Origin of the sequence: Micromonospora sp. NPDC047557 (genome assembly GCF_043205095.1) — a bacterium.
In the GTDB taxonomy this organism is placed as follows: domain Bacteria; phylum Actinomycetota; class Actinomycetes; order Mycobacteriales; family Micromonosporaceae; genus Micromonospora.
Window position 1 is genome coordinate 1533072 of sequence record NZ_JBIDDK010000001.1, and the last position, 16388, is coordinate 1549459.

Genomic DNA, 16388 nt, shown 5'->3' on the forward strand with positions numbered 1-16388 from the left:
GCCCGCCTTCCGCCACGCGCGGACGTGACCTCCGCTATGCCGAGCGCAGCTCCACGAGACTGATCTGCGGCTTGGCGCCCACCCGCACCGGCGGGCCCCAGAAACCGGCGCCGTTGGTCACGTAGACCTTCGTGCCGTCGACCTCGCCGAGCCCGCTGACCACCGGCTGCGCCAGGCCGACGACCAGGTTGAACGGCACCACCTGCCCGCCGTGGGTGTGCCCGGAGAGTTGCAGGTCGACGCCGTAGCGGGCCGCCTGCTTCGCGGCGAGGGGCTGGTGCGCGAGCAGGACGACCGGGCGGCTCGGATCGCGGTCACCGAGGGCGGCGGCGAAGTCCGGACCGGCGGCGAGGCCGGTGCCCGCCGGGTCCGCGTCCAGGTCGTTCACGCCGGCCAGGTCGAGCACACCGCCCCGGGCCTGGATCTCCTGCCGACGGTTCTGCAGCACCCGCAGGCCGAGGCGGTCCACCTCCTGGACCCATTCCTCCACCCCGGAGTAGTACTCGTGGTTGCCGGTGACGAAGAAGTTGCCGTACCGGGAGCGCAGGTCACGCAGCGGTGCGGCGGCCGGGCCCAGCTCGGCGACCGAGCCGTCGACCAGGTCACCGACGACCGCGACCAGGTCGGCGTCGAGACGGTTGATCGCGGCGACGATCCGCTCGGTGTGCGCCCGCCCGCGCAGGGGGCCGAGGTGGATGTCCGAGACGGTGGCGATGCGCAGGCCGTCCATGCTGCGCGGGAGCTTGCCCAGCGGGATCTGCACCCGGTCGAGTTGGGGCGGGCCGAGTGCCGTGCGGACGCCGTACCCCGTGATGCCGGTGGCGGTGAGGCCGGCGAAGATGGCGGCTCCGCGGGCCAGCAGCAGACGGCGGGCCGGGTCGTGGTCCGGTGCCGTCACGGCGCCGGTGGCCGGCGGATCGGCGGGCCCGGCGGCGCCGACCAGCACCGGCTCGGGCGCGGCGGTGGTCGGCTCGGCGGCGGTCACCCGGCGGCGCAGCACCAGCCGGACGACAAGCATCGGCACTTCCAGCACGACGAGCGTGACCAGCAGGTAGAACATCACCGCGAGCCACAGGTAGCCGGGCCAGGCGAGCCAGTAGAGGCCGGCCTGCGTGCCGACGAGGGTGGCCGGCACGAGCACCGCCAGCACCAGGGCGGCGATCCCGCCGATCCGCCGCCAGTGACCCGGCGTGGTGGTGTCCCGGATGAGGCGCTTCCACAGGTAGAGGTGGACCAGGCCGGTGACCAGCGCCAGGACGCCCATGAACCCCAGAACCGCCAACATGTGTACGCCCCCCTCAGCCGCCCGCGAACGGGGGCAGGACATCGATCGTGGCCCCGCCCGGCAGGGGTGCCCGACGATCATGACAGGCGACGCCGTCCACGAGGAAACTGGCGACCCGCAGCACGGCGGCGAGCCGGTCGCCGTGCCGCTGGGCCAGCTCAGCGGTGAGGTCGTCGAGTGACCGACCGGCGGGGGTGACCTCCTCGGCGCGGCCGGCTGCGGCGCGCGCACCGGCGAAGTAGCGGATGGTGAGCGGTCTCGGCTGCACGGTCAACCCCCGATCGCGGACATCGGCCGGGTCGGCTGGAGGAAGGCGGGGTCGTCGATGCCGTGCCCGGCGCGCTTGCCCCACATCGCGGTGCGCCACCGCTGCGCCACCTCGTCGTCGGTCGCGCCGCCGCGCAGCGCCGCCCGTAGGTCGGACTCCTCGGTGGCGAACAGGCAGGCGCGGATCTGGCCGTCGGCGGTCAGCCGTGTGCGGTCGCAGTCGCCGCAGAAGGGCCGGGTCACGCTGGCGATCACGCCGACCCGGGCCGGGCCGCCGTCGACCAACCAGGTCTCCGCCGGTGCCGCGCCGCGCTCGGCCGGGTCAGGGCTGAGATCGAAATGGGTACGCAGGGAGGCCAGGATCTCCTCGGCGGTGACCATCGTGCTCCGGTCCCAGCCGTGCTGCGCGTCCAGCGGCATCTGCTCGATGATCCGTAGCTGGTAGCCGTGGTCGAGCGCGAAGCGGAGCAGGGCCGGCGCCTCGTCCTCGTTGACGCCCCGCATCAGCACGGAGTTGATCTTCACGGGGTTGAGCCCGGCGGCTGCCGCCCCGGCGAGCCCCGCCAGCACCGCGTCGAGGCGGGGACGGCGGGTGAGCTGGGTGAACCGGGCCGGGTCCAGGGTGTCCAGCGAGACGTTCACCCGGTCCAGGCCGGCCGTACGCAGCGCGGGCGCCGACCGGTCCAGACCGATGCCGTTCGTGGTGAGCGAGACCCGCGGGCGGGGGTCGAGCGCGGCTACCGCGGCCACGATGCCGAGCAGCCCGGGCCGGATCAGCGGCTCCCCGCCGGTGAACCGCACCTCGGTCACGCCGAGCCGCTCGACGGCCACCCCGACCAGCCGGACGATCTCCTCGTCGGTGAGCAGCTCCGGCCCGGCCAACCAGGGCAGCCCTTCGGCCGGCATGCAGTACGTGCACCGCAGGTTGCACTTGTCGGTGAGAGACACGCGCAGGTCCCGCGCGACGCGGCCGTACCGGTCGACGAGGACGCCGTCGGTCCGTGGGGCGACACTCACCGGTCGACCGTAGCGCGCTCGACGCTGCCCAGGGCGGCTCGGGCGAGTTCGACGACCGCATCGCGGTAGCCCGCGCCGAACAGCGCGGTGTGCACGAGCAGCAGATGCAGCTGATGCAGCGGCACCCGCTCGCGCCAACCGTCGGACAGCGGCCAGCTCTCCCGGTAGGCGGCCAGCACCCGATCCAGGTGCGCGACGCCGCCGAAGAGCGCCAGTTGGGCGAGGTCGGTCTCGCGGTGCCCGCCGTGCGCCGCCGGGTCGATCAGCCAGGCCCGCTCGTCGACGCCCCACAGCACGTTGCCCGGCCACAGGTCGCCGTGGACCCGGGCCGGCGGCTCGTCCCCGCCGAACTCGCCGACCCGGCCGAGCACCTGCTCGACCAGCGCGGCGTCGGCGCTGCTGAGCGCACCGCCGTCGACCGACAGCCGCAGGTAGGGGGCGAGCCGGCGGCGGGCGAACCACGTCGACCAGGGACCGTCGTCGGGGGTGTTGTCCTGCCCGAGCGCGCCGATGAAGCCGGCCCAGGCCGCACCGAAGGTCGGTGCGCCGGCCCGGTGCAGGGCGGCCAGCTCCCGACCGAGGCGTTCGGCCGCCTCCGGCGTCGGCTCGCCGGGCTCCACCCAGTCGAGCGCCAGCAGGTCGGGCAACGCCACGATCACCTCGGGTACGCCGATCGCGTCGGCCTCCCGCAGCCAGCGCAGCCCGGCGGCCTCGGCGGCGAAGAAGCCCTCGGGCACGGGCCGGTCGGCCCGCTCCGGCCAGGACTTGGCGAAGACCGAGTGACCGTCGTCCAGGGTGAGCCGGGCGGCAGCGCAGATGTTCCCTCCGGCGACCGGCGTCTCGCGGAGTCGCTGATGGGTCCGGAACGTCGGCAGGTGTGCCGGATGCGCGCGCAGGTACGCCAGGTCCATCAGCGCACGGTAGCCGCTGCCCATGACACCGCGGTGTCGTGTGCGCACATCGAAACACGTCCACCTGCACGAATACGTTCGGTAACTGTGGATAAGCCGCGTGTCATCCACAGGGTCTGGAAGGCTTCGCAGGTCGGACGCAGCCTTCCTGCATGACCTCGACCGAACGTGCGAAGCTCTCCGTCCGCTCGCCCGCCGACCTGATCGCCGCCGTGCCGTACCTGCTCGGCTTCCATCCCGCCGACAGCGTGGTCGCGGTGGCGCTGCGCGGCCGGCAGATCATCTTCGCCGCCCGCGCCGACCTGCCCGAACCGTCCACGGACCCGGTCGACCGTGCCCGACACCTGGCCGGGGTGATCTCCCGGCAGGGCGCGGAGGCGGCCACCGTGGTGGGCTACGGGCCACCTGACCGGGTGACCCCGAGCGTGGACGCGGTACGCGCCGCCCTGACCGGCGCCGGCCTGGAGGTGCTCGACGCGCTGCGGGTGACCGACGGCCGATGGTGGTCCTACCTGTGCACCGAGGCGGACTGTTGCCCACCCGAGGGTCGGCGCTACGACCCGACGGCCAACCCGGTGACCGCGTCGGCCGTGTTCGCCGGTCAGGTCGCCCTCCCCGACCGGGCGGCCCTCGTGGCGCAGGTGTCGCCGGTGGACGGCCCGGCCCGCGACGCGCTGCACGCCGCCACCGTCCGGGCGGAACGGCGGCTGGTCGAGCTGGTCGAGCAGGCGCCTGCCAGCGACCTGCTCGGCGGGCGTGCACTGCGTTCCGCCGGGGTGGCGGCGGTCCGTGAGGCGCAACGCCGGCAGCGGCGCGGCGAGCGGCTCGACGACGACGAGGTGGCCTGGCTGAGCCTGCTGCTGACCCACCTGCCCATCCGTGACCACGCCTGGGAACGCACCGACGGCCGCGACCGGGACATCGCTCTCTGGACCGACGTGCTGCGCCGGGCCGAGCCGGAGTTGACCGCCGCGCCCGGCGCGTTGTTGGCGTTCGCGGCCTGGCGAGCGGGGCAGGGGGCGCTGGCGGCGGTCGCGTTGGAGCGCACGCTGAGCCTGCACCCCGACTACTCGCTGGCCCTGCTCCTGGACGACCTGCTCCGGCGCGGTGTGCCGCCCTCCGAGCTGGACGGCTGGCCGTCGGTCGGGATGCCCGGCGTGGTCCGCCCCCGCAAGCGGAGCCGACGTGGCCGGCGCTGACCGGCGCGCGATCGGTCTCCGCCCGCGTACCCGCCAGCACGACCATGACCGGGTCACCGGATGGCCACGGCGTGTATCGCAAATTTGCTATGGTGGGTGCGCATGCCCTGGCTAGTCCTCTATCACCCGGAGGCGATCGTCGAGCTGCACGCACTGCCCGCAGCCGAGCGGGCGGCCATCGGTCACGCCGTCGAGAAGCTCGAGAGCCTTGGCCCCAACCTCGGCTACCCGCACTCGAGCAACGTCCGTAGCGCCGTCAACCTGCGCGAACTTCGCCCACGGGGAGGCCGCAGCCGGTGGCGCGCCTTCTATTCCGGCGTCGGCGCGGCGTTCGTCGTCGGCGCCATCGGCCCGGAGGCCGGTGTCGATCGGCGCGGCTTCAACAGGGCGGTCGCCGCGGCTGAAGGAAGGATCAAGGAGGTGGAGGAGGAGTGATGAAGGTTGGTGATCTCAAGACTTCGCAGCAGGTCGTCGATGAGAGCCAGGATCAGGACCCGGCATTTCGCGCCGAGTGGAACCGGACGGCCTTCGCTCGTGACGTTGCTCTCCGCATCGTCCGGTACCGCGCCGAAAACGGTCTGACCCAGACGGCATTCGCCCGCATGGTCGGCATGACTCAATCGGTCATCGCACGACTGGAGTCCGGTGATCAGCCGCCGTCCATCGCCACGCTCGCCAAGCTGTCCGCGGGGAGCGGCCTGGAGTTCGAATTCAAGATCTCTCACGGCATCGTCGAGGTCGAAGCCGCCTGATCGACCCGCCGCACCGACCGCTCGCGTCAGGCCGGCTGGTCGACCGTGATCCGCTGCGCGCCGGCGTAGACGTTCATGGTCGGGCCGCGCAGGAAGCCGACGAGCGTCATGCCCGCCTCCTCGGCCAGCTCGACGGCGAGGGTGCTCGGCGCGGACACCGCGACCAGCAGCGGCAGGCCGGCCATCCACGCCTTCTGGGTCAGCTCGAAGCTGGCCCGGCCGGACACCAGCAGCAGGTGCCCGGCCAGCGGCAGCCGGCGTTCCCGCACCGCCCAGCCGATCACCTTGTCCACGGCGTTGTGCCGGCCCACGTCCTCGCGGAGCACCACCAGCTCTCCGGCCGGGCTGAACAGCCCCGCCGCGTGCAGCCCTCCGGTGCGGTCGAAGCCGCGCTGGGCGGCGCGCAACCGGTCGGGCAGTTCGGCGAGGAGGGCGGCCGGCACGGTGAGCGGGTCCGCCGTGACGTCGAACAGCGACCGCGTCCGGATCGCGTCGATGCTCGCTTTGCCGCACACCCCGCAGGAACTGGTCGTGTAGAAGTTCCGGGACGGGTCGGTGGTCGGTTCCGGCACGCCGGGGGCGAGGACCACGTCCACCACGTTGTACGTGTTCGGCGTCTCCGCGCCGGCGCAGAGCTGGGCGGTCAGCACATCGTCGGTCGAGCGGATCAGCCCCTCGGTCAGCAGGAACCCGATCGCCAGGTCCAGGTCGTCGCCGGGGGTGCGCATGGTGACGGCGAGCGGCTTTCGCCGGCCCGGGCCCGCCGCGCCGACCCGGATCTCCAGCGGCTCCTCCACCGCGAGGGTGTCCGGCCGTCGGACGGCTGCGCGTCCGTCCGCCGCCGCGTCCAGGTCGATCCGTACTACGCCGCGTCGGTCAGTCGCCCGTCCCATCCCGCCATCCTGCACCCCGGCCCGGCACGCCCGCACGGCCGCCGGTCATCCGGCACCCGGCAGCGCACGCCGCCACCGGGCACCGGCAGGGCCCCGCCGGGCCCCGGGCAGCGCACGCCGCCACCGAGCACCCGGCACCCGGCACCCGGCCCGGCTACCGTGACCGGGTGGGGACGTACGCCGCCGTGGTGCTCGCGGGTGGGGCCGCCCGGCGGATGGGCGGGGTGGACAAGCCAGCGCTTCCGGTCGGTGGCCGGTCGATGCGTGACCGGGTGTTGGCCGCCGTGGAGGATGCCGCGCCGCGTGTGCTGGTCGGCCCGGGTGACGGTGTCGCGGACGGGGTGCGGATCACCCGCGAGGATCCGCCCGGCGGCGGCCCGGTCGCCGCGACGGCCGCCGGGCTGGCACTGCTCGATCCCGACTCGACGGTCGTCGCGTTGCTCGCCGCCGACCTCCCACTGCTCACCCGCGCCGCGATCGGCGACCTGCTGACCCACCTCGACGGGGAGCGATCGGTCGACGGGGTGTGCTTCGTCGACGCGGACGGCCGGCGGCAGTCGCTCTGCGGGGTGTGGCGCGTCGCCGCGCTGCGGGCCGGGCTGGCCCGGCTGGCCGCCGAGCGGGGTGGCAGCCTGGCCGGTGCTCCGGTACGGGCGCTGTTGGCTGGTCTCGCCGTCGGGGAGGTGCCGTGGGCCGGTGACGGTCCGCCGCCCTGGTTCGACTGCGACACTGACGAGGACGTACGCCGGGCGGAGGAGTGGGTGCGATGACGGTGCTGGACGAATGGGTCACGGCAGCCTGTGCCGAGGTGGGTCTGGACCCGTCCGAGGTGCCGGTGTTGGCGGTGCTGGACCTGGCCCGCGATGTCGCCCACCAGGTGCTGCGGCCAGGGGCGCCGGTCACCGCGTACCTGCTCGGGCTGGCCGTTGGCAGGGGTGCCGACCCGGCGGACGCCGCGGCCCGGCTCAGCGCCCTCGCGGCCGACTGGCCGGTCCGGCTGGGCGCCGACCCCGACGACCCCACCTCCTGACCCGCCGCGCCGCGACCAAGCCGTCTCCACGGCGAGAGGACGGTGGTGTCCGATCCCGGTCCGGGCTGATTCGACGCCCGGACGGCGTGGGTAGGGTGATCGGAACGGACGGAGGCGATCATGACGGCTGACCACCCCTCGGCGCCGGACGGTGAGCCCGGCGGCCCATCCGAGCCGGCGGAGTCGATCCTGCTCGACGAGCCCAGCACCACCGACCTGCGTGCCAAGGTGACCGAGGCGTGGCGGGAGTTCGCCCGGATGCTCGCCCTGCGGCTGCGGGAGTTGCCCGCCGGCGCGCACCTCGAACTGACCCTCGACCCCACCGCCTCCGGTACGGGGGATGCCGTCTACTCGATCAGCGTCGACGTGACCGGCGACGGCGGGCTGTCCGCTCGGGCCGTCGGCAACGCCGCCCTGCCGCAGGGCTACCGGCTGGACCGTGCCGCGGTGGCGGACATGGTGGCGCTGGGCTGGTCCCCGCCCGGGGTGGTGGCCGGCTCCGGCGGCTCGTTCGGGCTGGACGGTACGACGGCGGAGGCGGCCCGGATCGCCCCGCTGCTGTCCCGCACGCTGCGCGACGTGTACGGCGCCCCGCACCCCGCCTTTCTCGTCTATGTGGTGCACGACGCCGAGGGTGAGCCGTTGACGGTGGAGCCGCTGGGCACCGCGCGCAGCGAGTTCGGTCCGGACGCCGACGTCGAGGGTGACCTCCAGGAGGCGCTGGCCGAGGCGGCCGCCGAGCGGGACGACGTGCTCGACCTGGCGGACCGCGTCCGCACCGTCGTGTCCACGATGCTGAAGTCCGACGCCGAGCGGTTGCAGATCGACTCGGACGGCGACATCACCATCCGGGCCGGCTCGGCGATGGTCTTCGTGCGGGTGCGGGACAATCCATCCCTGGTGGACGTCTTCTCCCCGGTGCTCACCGAGGTCGAGCCGACCGAACGGCTCTACGTCAAGCTGTCGGAGCTGACCAACCGGATGCCGATCGGTCGCCTCTACTGCGCCGACGACACGGTCTGGGCGTCCATCCCGGTCTTCGGGCGCAACTTCCAGGCCACCCACCTCATGCTGGCGGTGCAGGTGATGACCGGCCTCGCCGACGAGTTGGACGACCGCCTGCACGGCGAGTTCGGTGGCAAGCGGTTCTTCGGTGAGGGCGACAAGCCGGTCCGGCGCGACGAGTCGGAGCACCGCACCGGCATGTACCTCTAGAGCACGTCCAGCAGGGTCTTGCCGACCGTCGCGCGCGCCTCGATGGCGGCGTGCGCGTCGGCGGCGCGTTCCAGCGGGAAGCGCTGGCCGATCAGCGGCCGGAGCTGGCCGGCCGCCGCGTCGGCCAGGGCCCCGATGGTGTACGCCCGCAGCCGCGCGGGCGGCACGTCCGGCCGGACCAGCGTGATGCGGCGTTCGGCGGCGGCCTCCGGTGCCACCGGGGACCATTCGCCGCTGGCCAACCCGAAGCTGATCATCCGGCCGCCCGGGGCCAGCAGCTCGAACGCCGTTCGGGCGACCGAGCCTCCGACGCCGTCGAACACCACGTCGACCCCGCCCACCGCGTCCCGGACGCGGTCGGCCCAGCCCGGCAGCCGGTAGTCGACCGCCACCTCGGCGCCCAGCCCGGGCAGCAGGTCCACCTTGCGCGGCCCGCCGGCCACGCCGATCACCCGCGCGCCGGCCCGCGTGGCGAGCTGGACGAGCATGCTCCCCACGCCACCCGCCGCGGCCTCGACCAGCACGCGATCACCGGGGCGGACGTCGACCGCCTCGACGAGCATGGTGGCGGTACGCCCGTCGGCCATCATGGCCACAGCCGCGTCCAGCGCCAGCCCGGCCGGCACGTCGATGGGCGCGGAGGCGTCCACCACGGCCCGTTCGGCGTACCCGCCGGAGCCGCCGGTGGCGCTGACCACCCGTTGCCCGATGCGGGCCGGGTCGACGTCCGGCCCGACGGCGGTGATCACTCCGCCGACGCCGTTGCCGGGGATCAGCGGCGGGGTGTACTGGAACGGCCCGGGACGCCCCGAGCGCTGCTGCGTCTCGACGAAGGTGATGTTCGCGTGCGCGACGTCGATGAGCACCTGGCCGGGGCCGGGGCTCGGGTCGGGCGCCGGGCCGGGCGTCAGCACCTCGGGACCGCCGAATTCACGTAACCAGATCGCCCGCATCAAGTCCCCCTCGGGTCGTGCCCAGGCCACCATGAGTCCAACACCTGAACCGGGCTTGAGGTCAAGCCCGGTTGGACGGCCCGACGCCGGGGGACTCAACCAGCCGGGACAGCACGATGGTGCTGCGGGTGGAGGTCACGAAGGACTCGGCGCGCAGCCGCTCCAGCGCCGCCTCCAGGTGGGCGATGTCGGCGGCCCGCAGGTGCACCAGCGCGTCCGCCTCACCGGAGACGGTGTACGCGCCGACCACCTCCGGGTGCCGGCGGGCGGCCACGCCGATCTGCGCCGGGGTGGTTCGACCGGCGCAGAACAGCTCGACGAACGCCTCGGTGGTCCAGCCGACGGCAGCCGGGTCCACGACGGCGGTGAATCCCCTGATCACGCCCGTGGCGCGCAGTCGGTCCACCCGGCGCTTGACCGCCGGGGCGGAGAGTGACACCCGGACGCCGATGTCGGCGTACGACGCGCGGGCGTCAGCGACGAGCAACGCAATGATCCGCTGGTCTACGGCGTCTATCTGCAACGTTCCGCCTCTGGGAAGCAATGGTTGTGGCTGTTACCAAAGTTCAACGGTACCTACTCTTGGTGACCGTGAACCAGCAGCGAGTCTCGCGAAAGCGGACATATCTCATGTGCTCGCCCGAGCACTTCGCGGTCGAGTACGCGATCAATCCGTGGATGGACGTGACCACCCCGGTCGACCGGGAGTTGGCCGTCAAGCAGTGGGACCGGCTGCGCGAGACGCTCGTCGGCCTGGGGCACGACGTGCATCTGCTCACCCCCGAGCCGGGCCTGCCCGACATGGTCTACGCCGCCAACGGTGCGTTCGTGGTGGACGGCAGCGTCTACGGCGCCCGGTTCAAGCACGAGCAGCGGGCCGCCGAGGCCGCCGCGCACCACGCCTTCTACGAGTCGCAGGGCTGGCGGTTCATCGCCCCGAGCGAGACCAACGAGGGCGAGGGTGACTTCGCCTACCTACCGGAGGCGCACGGCGGGCTGATCCTGGCCGGGCACGGCTTCCGCACCGAGATCCCGGCGCACGCCGAGGCGCAGGAGGCGCTGGGCCGCCCGGTGGTGTCGCTGCGCCTCATCGACCCGCGCTTCTACCACCTGGACGTGGCGCTCGCCTCCATCGACGACTCGAACGTCGTCTACTTCCCGGGCGCGTTCTCCGCGGCCAGCCAGCGGGTGCTGACCCAGCTCTTCCCGGACGCGGTGATCGCCGACGACGAAGACGCGATGGCCTTCGGGTTGAACCTGGTCAGCGACGGCGCGAACGTGGTGCTCAACAGCGAGGCCACCCGGCTGGCGGGCAAGCTCAAGGCCGCCGGCTACAACCCGGTGCCGGTCGAGCTGGCCGAGCTGAAGAAGGGCGGCGGCAGCGTGAAGTGCTGCATCGCCGAGCTGCGGCACTGACCCGAACACTGCCGCGTACGGCAGGGGCCGGCCTCCCGTCGGAGGCCGGCCCCTGCTGCTGCTTGTGGTGGGCGTTTCAGCCGAGCGTGGCCAGCTCGTTGATCAGCACGTTCGACATGACCTGACCGTCGCGCTGGACCTCGCGCAGGTACCACTTCTGCTGGGGGGTACGCGGCTGGTTGAACTGCCAGATGCCGCGCGGGCTGTCGATCTGGCCGATCCGGCCCAGCGCCAGGTTGACCTGCTGCGGGGTGGGCGACCCACCGGTCAGCTGGATCGCCTGGTCGAGCACCTGCGCCGCGTCGTACGACGCCATCGCGTAGGTCGTCGGCGTGGTCTGGTGCTTCTTGCGGTAGGCGGAGGCGAAGACCCGGTTCGACGTGTTGTTGAGGTCGGCCGAGTAGTTCAGCGCGGTCTGGATGCCGAGCGCGTCCCGCCCCAGGCCCTCCAGCACGGTGCCCTCGGTGAGGAAGCCGGGCGCGTAGACGGGGCCGGTGAACTGGTCGCGCAGTTGCTTGATGAACTCCACGGCGGCCGAGCCCGCGAAGAAGCAGAAGACGGCGGTCGGCTTCTTGCGCAGCGCCTTCTGGATGTCCGCCACGTAGGTGCCCTTGCCCGGGTTCGGGGTCGGGTTGGTGTTGGTCACCGGGTCGGCGATGCGCGGGTCGGAGGTGCCGAACTCCTGCCGGAAGCCCCGCACCACGTCCGGGCTACCCACGTTCTCCGGCATGATGATCGCGATCCGGCCGTTCGCCGGGAGCTGGTCGCGCAGGTAGCGGCCCAGCGCCCGGCCGGCCTCGTCCAGCACGTACGACGTACGCCAGATGTAGACGACGCTCTGCAGGCTGCTCGGCGAGGCGTTCGAGCCGATGAGCGGGACCCGGGCCTCCTCCACGGTGTCGCGGATACCGACCATCACCGCCGAGTTGACCACGCCGGTGAGCGCCAGCACGTTCTGCTTGAGCAGTTGGTCGACGGCGGCCTTGCCGGTCTTGGCGTTGTCACCCTCGTCGGCGGTCAGCAGCTCGACCGGATGCCCGCCCAACTGCTGGCCGTGCAGGTCGAGGAAGAGCTGGAAGCCGTTGGTGATGTCGTCACCGATGGACTTGAAGCCGCCGGCCTTCGGCGCGATCAGGCCGATCTTGATCGGGCTCTTGGCGGCGGCCGGCTTGCCATCGGTGTCGGAGCCGCACGCGGCGGCGAACCCGGTCGTTCCGAGCGCGGCCAACAGTTGGAGCGCCCGCCTGCGATTCATCTGCGACACCGAGTTCCTTCCAGGAGCGTTGCAGGGCAGAACACCGCCCCTCCGGCGTTCTACCTGCTCCGCGACGCTGCGTCAATTGGCTAGTGATCATCGTGCAGGGACCGCAACACAGCGAGCACCCGGGGCCACGCCGAAGACTCCGGGTCGATCAACCCGAAATGCTCACATCCGGGCAGTTCGACAAGGGAAATATCGGATCCTGCGGCACGAGCCGCCGCGACGAAGTCCCGGCTCATCGCCACCGGCACCTGCAGATCCGCCGAGCCGTGCATGACTACTGTGCGTGTTCGGATCGGTACCAATGATCGTGGATCGGCCGCCGCGTACCGGTCCGGAAAGTCGAGCGGGCCGCCGCCGAGCAGCGCCGCCACCGCACCCGCGTCCAGATCCAGCCGGTACGCCGCCGCGAGATCGGCCACCGGGGCCAGGGCCAGCACCCCGCGCACCGTCGACGGCGCGGTGGCCGCCACGTACAGCGCCAGGTGGCCACCGGCGGAGTGACCGATGACGATCGGCGCGGCCCCGCTCACCCGGCCGGGCAGCGCCTCGGTGGCCAGCTCGGGCAGCGCCGCGATCCCGGCCAGCGCGTCGGTCAACGTGCCCGGCCAGCCGCCGCCCGGCTGCCCCGTACGCCGGTATTCCACCTGCGCCACCGGGTATCCCTCGGCGGCGAGCGCGGCGGCCAGCGGGCCGGTGTGCCGGCGGTCGTACTCGGAGCGCCAGAAACCCCCGTGCACCACGACGACCAGCGGCCGGGCCGGGCCGCCGCCGGCCGGGCGGCGCAGGTCGGCAATCTGGTCCGGGTGGTCGCCGTAGGCCACCGTCAACTCCGGCTCCGGCGCGGGCCGCGTCAGCACGGCGCGTGGGTCGGCAGGCATGGCGCGACGGTAGCGCGCCCCGCCCGGGTGGTTCGGCCCCGGGAGTCGGTCCCGGGCGGCAGGGGTCGCGCCCACTGGGTAAAGATGGACCCCATGACCGAAGCGCGCTCCGCTGAGCAGAACGACCAGCCCGGCCCCGACGACTCCGGCCACTCCGGCACGGTGGTGGTGGTCGGTCCGGACGGCCGGCCGATCGGCACCATGCAGACCGAGGAGGGCCACGGCGAGGACCCGACCCGCCTGGTAGAGCAGCCGGCCAAGGTGATGCGGATCGGCAGCATGATCAAGCAGTTGCTGGAGGAGGTCAAGGCGGCCCCGCTGGACGACGCCAGCCGGCACCGCATGCGCGAGATCCACGAGCGCTCCATCGTCGAGCTCAAGGAGGGTCTCGCCCCCGAGCTGCGCGACGAGCTGGAGCGGATCTCGCTGCCCTTCACGGAGGACAAGGCCCCGAGCGAGGGCGAGCTGCGTATCGCGCACGCCCAGCTCGTCGGCTGGCTGGAGGGCCTGTTCCACGGCATCCAGGCGGCCCTGGTCGCCCAGCAGATGGCCGCGCGGGTCCAGCTGGAGCAGATGCGCGGCGGCCGGCAGGCGCTGCCCAGCGGCCCCGGCGGAGTGGTGCCAGGAATGCCGGGCATCGGCCAGCCGGGCGGCGGTGAGGGCCACAACACCGGCCAGTACCTCTGACCTGGCCGGTCAGTCCACCCCGAAGATCTTCTCCAGGTACGCCGCCACGCCGTCCTCGGAGTTCGCCCCGGTCACCTCGTCGGCGACCGCGAGGACGGCGGGGTGCGCGTTGGCCACCGCCACGCCGCGCCCGGCCCAGCTCAGCATCGGCACGTCGTTCGGCATGTCGCCGAAGGCCAGCACGTCCGCCGCGGGCACCCCGAGCCGGTCGCAGTACCAGTCGAGCCCGGCCGCCTTCGTCACCCCGGCCGCGGAGATCTCCACCAGACCCGAGTACGACGAGTGTGTGGCCTCGGCCAATCCCGCCACCGCTGCGCCGATCAGCTCGACGAACGTGTCCGGGTCCTGCTCACCCGCCCGGGCGAGCAGCTTCACCGCCGGAACCGACAGCAACTCCTCCGGCGTCTCGACCGGGCGGATCCGGTCGTGGTCGGCGTCCCAGCGCAGCGGGTAGTGCGCCTCGTGCCGCATCTCCCGGCTGTCCAGGATCTCCACCGCGAAGCTGATGTCGGGCACCTCGGCGCGTAGCCTGCGGGCCACCTCGGCCAGGTGCTGCGGCGCGAGCGGGTCGGCCCGCAGCACCTCGTCGCGTACCGGGTCGTAGACCACGGCGCCGTTGGCGCAGACCGCCGGCAGCGGCTCGGCCAGCTGGTCGTACACCATCTGGAGCCAGCGGACCGGACGGCCGGTGACCAGGACGACCGGCGTGCCTCGCGCGGTGAGCCGCGCGAGCACATCGGCGGTGCGCGGGCTGAGCGTGCGGTCGTCGCGGATCAGCGTGCCGTCGATGTCGGTGGCGACAAGCGCAGGGGTGTCTCGCATCACCGGGACAGTAGCCGGTCCAGGTACACCGCCACCCCGTCGTCGTCGTTGCGCAGGGTCACCTCGTCGGCGGCGGCCCGCAGCGCGGGGTGCGCGTTGGCCACCGCGACCCGGGACCAGCCGGCCCACTCGAACATCGGCAGGTCGTTGGGCATGTCGCCGAAGACCAGGACGTCGGCGGGGTCGACCCCCAGGCTCTGCGCCACCACGGTCAGGCCGGTCGCCTTGTCCACGCCGGGCGGGCAGATCTCGATGAACCCGAGCCCGGCCTGGGTGAGCGTGGCGACCTGCGGCGAGACGATCCGGCGGGCCACCGCCAGCAGCTCGTCGACGTGGTGGTCGGCGGTCCGGGCGAAGGCCTTGATCACGTCACAGGAGAGGCACTCGGCGCGGCTGCGCGCCTCGAACCGGTCCTGGTAGGGCCAGCTCTCGTGGTAGTCACCCCAGAGCGGGGCGTCGTGCTCGTCGGACGCCTCGACCATCACGGTCAGCGGGCCGACCTCGGCCTCCAGGTCGGCGAGCAGCCGGGCCAGCACCTCGGCGGGCAGCCGCTCGTCGCGGAGCACCACCGGGCCGGTCGGGTCACTCTGGTCGACCACCCGTCCACCGCCGGCCATCACCAAAAAGTCGGCGGCCCGGATGTCGTTGCGGGTCAGCTCGGTCAGGCGAGGGCCGCGTCCGGTCGCGCCGACCACCGGAATTCCGGCGGCCCGCACCCGGTCGAGCACCCCATGGGTGTACGCGGAGACGGTGTCATCGCTGCGGACCAGCGTCCCGTCGAGGTCGGTCGCGATCAGTTTGGGCAGTCCCGGGCGGGTCATCGTTCCTCCTTCGCCCGCCGCCGTCGCACCTGCCGAGGCCAGGGAAAGCGAGGCCCGGCGTGACGGCGGGCAGCAACCGTACCTCGGGAAACGGGCCCGAACCATGTCTTCCAGGCGAATCGGGCACCAACTCCAGGCCCGTTCCCCAACCTCCGCGATCTTGTACTTCCGGTCGCCGATACGCGGTGGAATGCGCCTTCTGCCGCCGCAGAAAGTGCCAGATCGGGGGGTCGGGGTCGGCCTGGCCGGCTCAGGTGGTGGGGTGTTCGGGGCGGGCGAACGGCGCCGCCGCGGTCACGGTCAGGTCGACCGGCGCGGGCGGGCCGTCCTCCTTCTCGACCGGGTCGAGGTGTCGACGGCGCCAGCCCTGCCCCGTCGTGGCCCCGGAACGGTTGTCCTCCGTCGGCGCGTTCGGGGCCAGCCGCAGGGCCGCGGCGAGCAGCACGCAGGCCACGAACGCCATCACCAGGCCGCGACCGTACTCGACCCGGAAGTTGTCCTCCGGCTCGTAGAAGTAGTTGCGCTGACCGGGGTCGTCGAGTGTCGCCGTCGCCGCGACCAGCAGTGCCAGCAGCGCCCCGCTGAGGGTGAACCCGACCAGTCGGGCGTTCGGCCGGACGGCCGCCGTGCCCCGCAGCGCCAATGCCACGGTGCAGACCAGCCCGAGCAGACCGACCAGGTAGCCGATGCCGAAGCCGCCGACGTCGGACACTCCGGCGGGCACGTCGATCGAGGTGGAACCGGCCGGGCCGCCGTTCGGCAGGGTCATCACCAGCCACTCGCCGAGCAGCGAGGCCACCCCCGCCACCGCGCCGAGCCCGGCGAGCAGCACGGGCAGGCGGGGATCCCGGGTGATGCCTGCCAGGGACCCGCCGAGGCGGCGGCGCCCAGTGGCGGGCTCGGCGGCACCCCACTCGATCACGGCCGGCCCGTCGGACGGGTCGCCCTGGCGCGGGATGGGCAGCTCCTCGGACATCG

20 protein-coding genes are annotated in these 16388 nt (G+C 73.1%); 8 read left to right on the top strand and 12 right to left on the bottom strand.

What is annotated here, in order from left to right; all coding sequences use genetic code 11:
- Positions 1–34 precede the first annotated feature (34 nt).
- The 4 genes from ACGGAQ_RS07185 to ACGGAQ_RS07200 are packed head-to-tail and all read right to left on the bottom strand — an operon-like array spanning position 35 to position 3480.
- Positions 35–1285, bottom strand: a complete 1251-nt coding sequence (locus ACGGAQ_RS07185) for a metallophosphoesterase (protein WP_393045378.1) — start codon at positions 1283–1285, stop codon at positions 35–37.
- A 13-nt stretch (positions 1286–1298) separates the two neighbouring features.
- On the bottom strand, positions 1299–1553 hold the full coding sequence (locus ACGGAQ_RS07190) for a MoaD/ThiS family protein (RefSeq protein WP_393045380.1): 255 nt from the start codon (positions 1551–1553) through the stop codon (positions 1299–1301).
- Positions 1554–1555: 2 nt separating this feature from the next.
- A complete protein-coding gene (moaA, locus tag ACGGAQ_RS07195) occupies positions 1556–2569 on the bottom strand; it encodes a GTP 3',8-cyclase MoaA (RefSeq protein ID WP_393045382.1) in 1014 nt (337 codons plus the stop codon).
- Positions 2566–3480 (bottom strand): fructosamine kinase family protein, encoded by a 915-nt coding sequence (locus ACGGAQ_RS07200; protein WP_393045384.1) that lies wholly within the window; start codon positions 3478–3480, stop codon positions 2566–2568. Before ACGGAQ_RS07200 ends, moaA begins: the two co-directional genes overlap by 4 nt.
- 152 nt (positions 3481–3632) lie before the next feature.
- On the opposite strand from ACGGAQ_RS07200, the gene ACGGAQ_RS07205 reads away from it, so the two are divergent.
- From ACGGAQ_RS07205 to ACGGAQ_RS07215, 3 genes are all read left to right on the top strand, one after another.
- Positions 3633–4679, top strand: coding sequence for a DUF4192 domain-containing protein (locus ACGGAQ_RS07205; protein WP_393045386.1), 1047 nt, complete (start codon positions 3633–3635; stop codon positions 4677–4679).
- 102 nt (positions 4680–4781) lie between these two features.
- Positions 4782–5114 (top strand): type II toxin-antitoxin system RelE/ParE family toxin, encoded by a 333-nt coding sequence (locus ACGGAQ_RS07210; protein ID WP_393045388.1) that lies wholly within the window; start codon positions 4782–4784, stop codon positions 5112–5114.
- A complete protein-coding gene (locus tag ACGGAQ_RS07215) occupies positions 5114–5431 on the top strand; it encodes a multiprotein-bridging factor 1 family protein (RefSeq protein ID WP_393045390.1) in 318 nt (105 codons plus the stop codon). The genes ACGGAQ_RS07210 and ACGGAQ_RS07215 overlap by 1 nt, the downstream gene beginning before the upstream one ends.
- Before the next feature lie 26 nt (positions 5432–5457).
- Here the strand turns inward: ACGGAQ_RS07215 and fdhD are convergent, their stop codons facing one another.
- Complete coding sequence (fdhD, locus tag ACGGAQ_RS07220; RefSeq protein ID WP_393045392.1) at positions 5458–6324, bottom strand: formate dehydrogenase accessory sulfurtransferase FdhD; 867 nt, start codon at positions 6322–6324, stop codon at positions 5458–5460.
- A gap of 167 nt (positions 6325–6491) precedes the next feature.
- On the opposite strand from fdhD, the gene ACGGAQ_RS07225 reads away from it, so the two are divergent.
- The 3 genes from ACGGAQ_RS07225 to ACGGAQ_RS07235 all read left to right on the top strand — a co-directional run bounded on the left by ACGGAQ_RS07225 (position 6492) and on the right by ACGGAQ_RS07235 (position 8569).
- Positions 6492–7094, top strand: a complete 603-nt coding sequence (locus ACGGAQ_RS07225; RefSeq protein ID WP_393045394.1) for a molybdenum cofactor guanylyltransferase — start codon at positions 6492–6494, stop codon at positions 7092–7094.
- Positions 7091–7354, top strand: a complete 264-nt coding sequence (locus ACGGAQ_RS07230; protein ID WP_393045396.1) for a DUF6457 domain-containing protein — start codon at positions 7091–7093, stop codon at positions 7352–7354. The genes ACGGAQ_RS07225 and ACGGAQ_RS07230 overlap by 4 nt, the downstream gene beginning before the upstream one ends.
- 120 nt (positions 7355–7474) lie before the next feature.
- Complete coding sequence (locus tag ACGGAQ_RS07235; RefSeq protein WP_393045398.1) at positions 7475–8569, top strand: hypothetical protein; 1095 nt, start codon at positions 7475–7477, stop codon at positions 8567–8569.
- Here the strand turns inward: ACGGAQ_RS07235 and ACGGAQ_RS07240 are convergent.
- Entirely contained in the window at positions 8566–9522 is a 957-nt protein-coding gene (locus tag ACGGAQ_RS07240) for a zinc-binding dehydrogenase (protein ID WP_393045400.1), read from the bottom strand. The two genes, ACGGAQ_RS07235 and ACGGAQ_RS07240, sit on opposite strands and share 4 nt — an antisense overlap.
- A 61-nt stretch (positions 9523–9583) precedes the next feature.
- Positions 9584–10045, bottom strand: coding sequence for an Lrp/AsnC family transcriptional regulator (locus ACGGAQ_RS07245; RefSeq protein WP_354855798.1), 462 nt, complete (start codon positions 10043–10045; stop codon positions 9584–9586).
- A gap of 59 nt (positions 10046–10104) precedes the next feature.
- Here ACGGAQ_RS07245 and ddaH point away from each other — a divergent pair, with 59 nt between their 5' ends.
- The gene (gene ddaH, locus ACGGAQ_RS07250) at positions 10105–10938 is read left to right on the top strand and encodes a dimethylargininase (RefSeq protein ID WP_387180728.1); all 834 of its coding nucleotides are present in this window, start codon (positions 10105–10107) and stop codon (positions 10936–10938) included.
- Between the two features lie 76 nt (positions 10939–11014).
- On the opposite strand, the gene ACGGAQ_RS07255 is transcribed toward ddaH, so the two are convergent.
- Both ACGGAQ_RS07255 and ACGGAQ_RS07260 read right to left on the bottom strand, forming a co-directional pair.
- Complete coding sequence (locus tag ACGGAQ_RS07255; RefSeq protein WP_393045402.1) at positions 11015–12202, bottom strand: ABC transporter substrate-binding protein; 1188 nt, start codon at positions 12200–12202, stop codon at positions 11015–11017.
- A gap of 80 nt (positions 12203–12282) precedes the next feature.
- A complete protein-coding gene (locus tag ACGGAQ_RS07260) occupies positions 12283–13080 on the bottom strand; it encodes an alpha/beta hydrolase family protein (RefSeq protein ID WP_393045404.1) in 798 nt (265 codons plus the stop codon).
- An 84-nt stretch (positions 13081–13164) separates the two neighbouring features.
- On the opposite strand from ACGGAQ_RS07260, the gene ACGGAQ_RS07265 reads away from it, so the two are divergent.
- Entirely contained in the window at positions 13165–13767 is a 603-nt protein-coding gene (locus tag ACGGAQ_RS07265) for a bacterial proteasome activator family protein (RefSeq protein ID WP_393045406.1), read from the top strand.
- Positions 13768–13776: 9 nt separating this feature from the next.
- Here ACGGAQ_RS07265 and ACGGAQ_RS07270 read toward each other — a convergent pair whose 3' ends face one another.
- From ACGGAQ_RS07270 to ACGGAQ_RS07280, 3 genes are all read right to left on the bottom strand, one after another.
- A complete protein-coding gene (locus ACGGAQ_RS07270; protein WP_393045408.1) occupies positions 13777–14589 on the bottom strand; it encodes an HAD family hydrolase in 813 nt (270 codons plus the stop codon).
- Entirely contained in the window at positions 14589–15410 is an 822-nt protein-coding gene (locus ACGGAQ_RS07275; protein ID WP_357808698.1) for an HAD family hydrolase, read from the bottom strand. Before ACGGAQ_RS07275 ends, ACGGAQ_RS07270 begins: the two co-directional genes overlap by 1 nt.
- A 250-nt stretch (positions 15411–15660) precedes the next feature.
- Positions 15661–16386, bottom strand: a complete 726-nt coding sequence (locus ACGGAQ_RS07280; RefSeq protein ID WP_393045410.1) for a hypothetical protein — start codon at positions 16384–16386, stop codon at positions 15661–15663.
- Positions 16387–16388 lie beyond the last annotated feature (2 nt).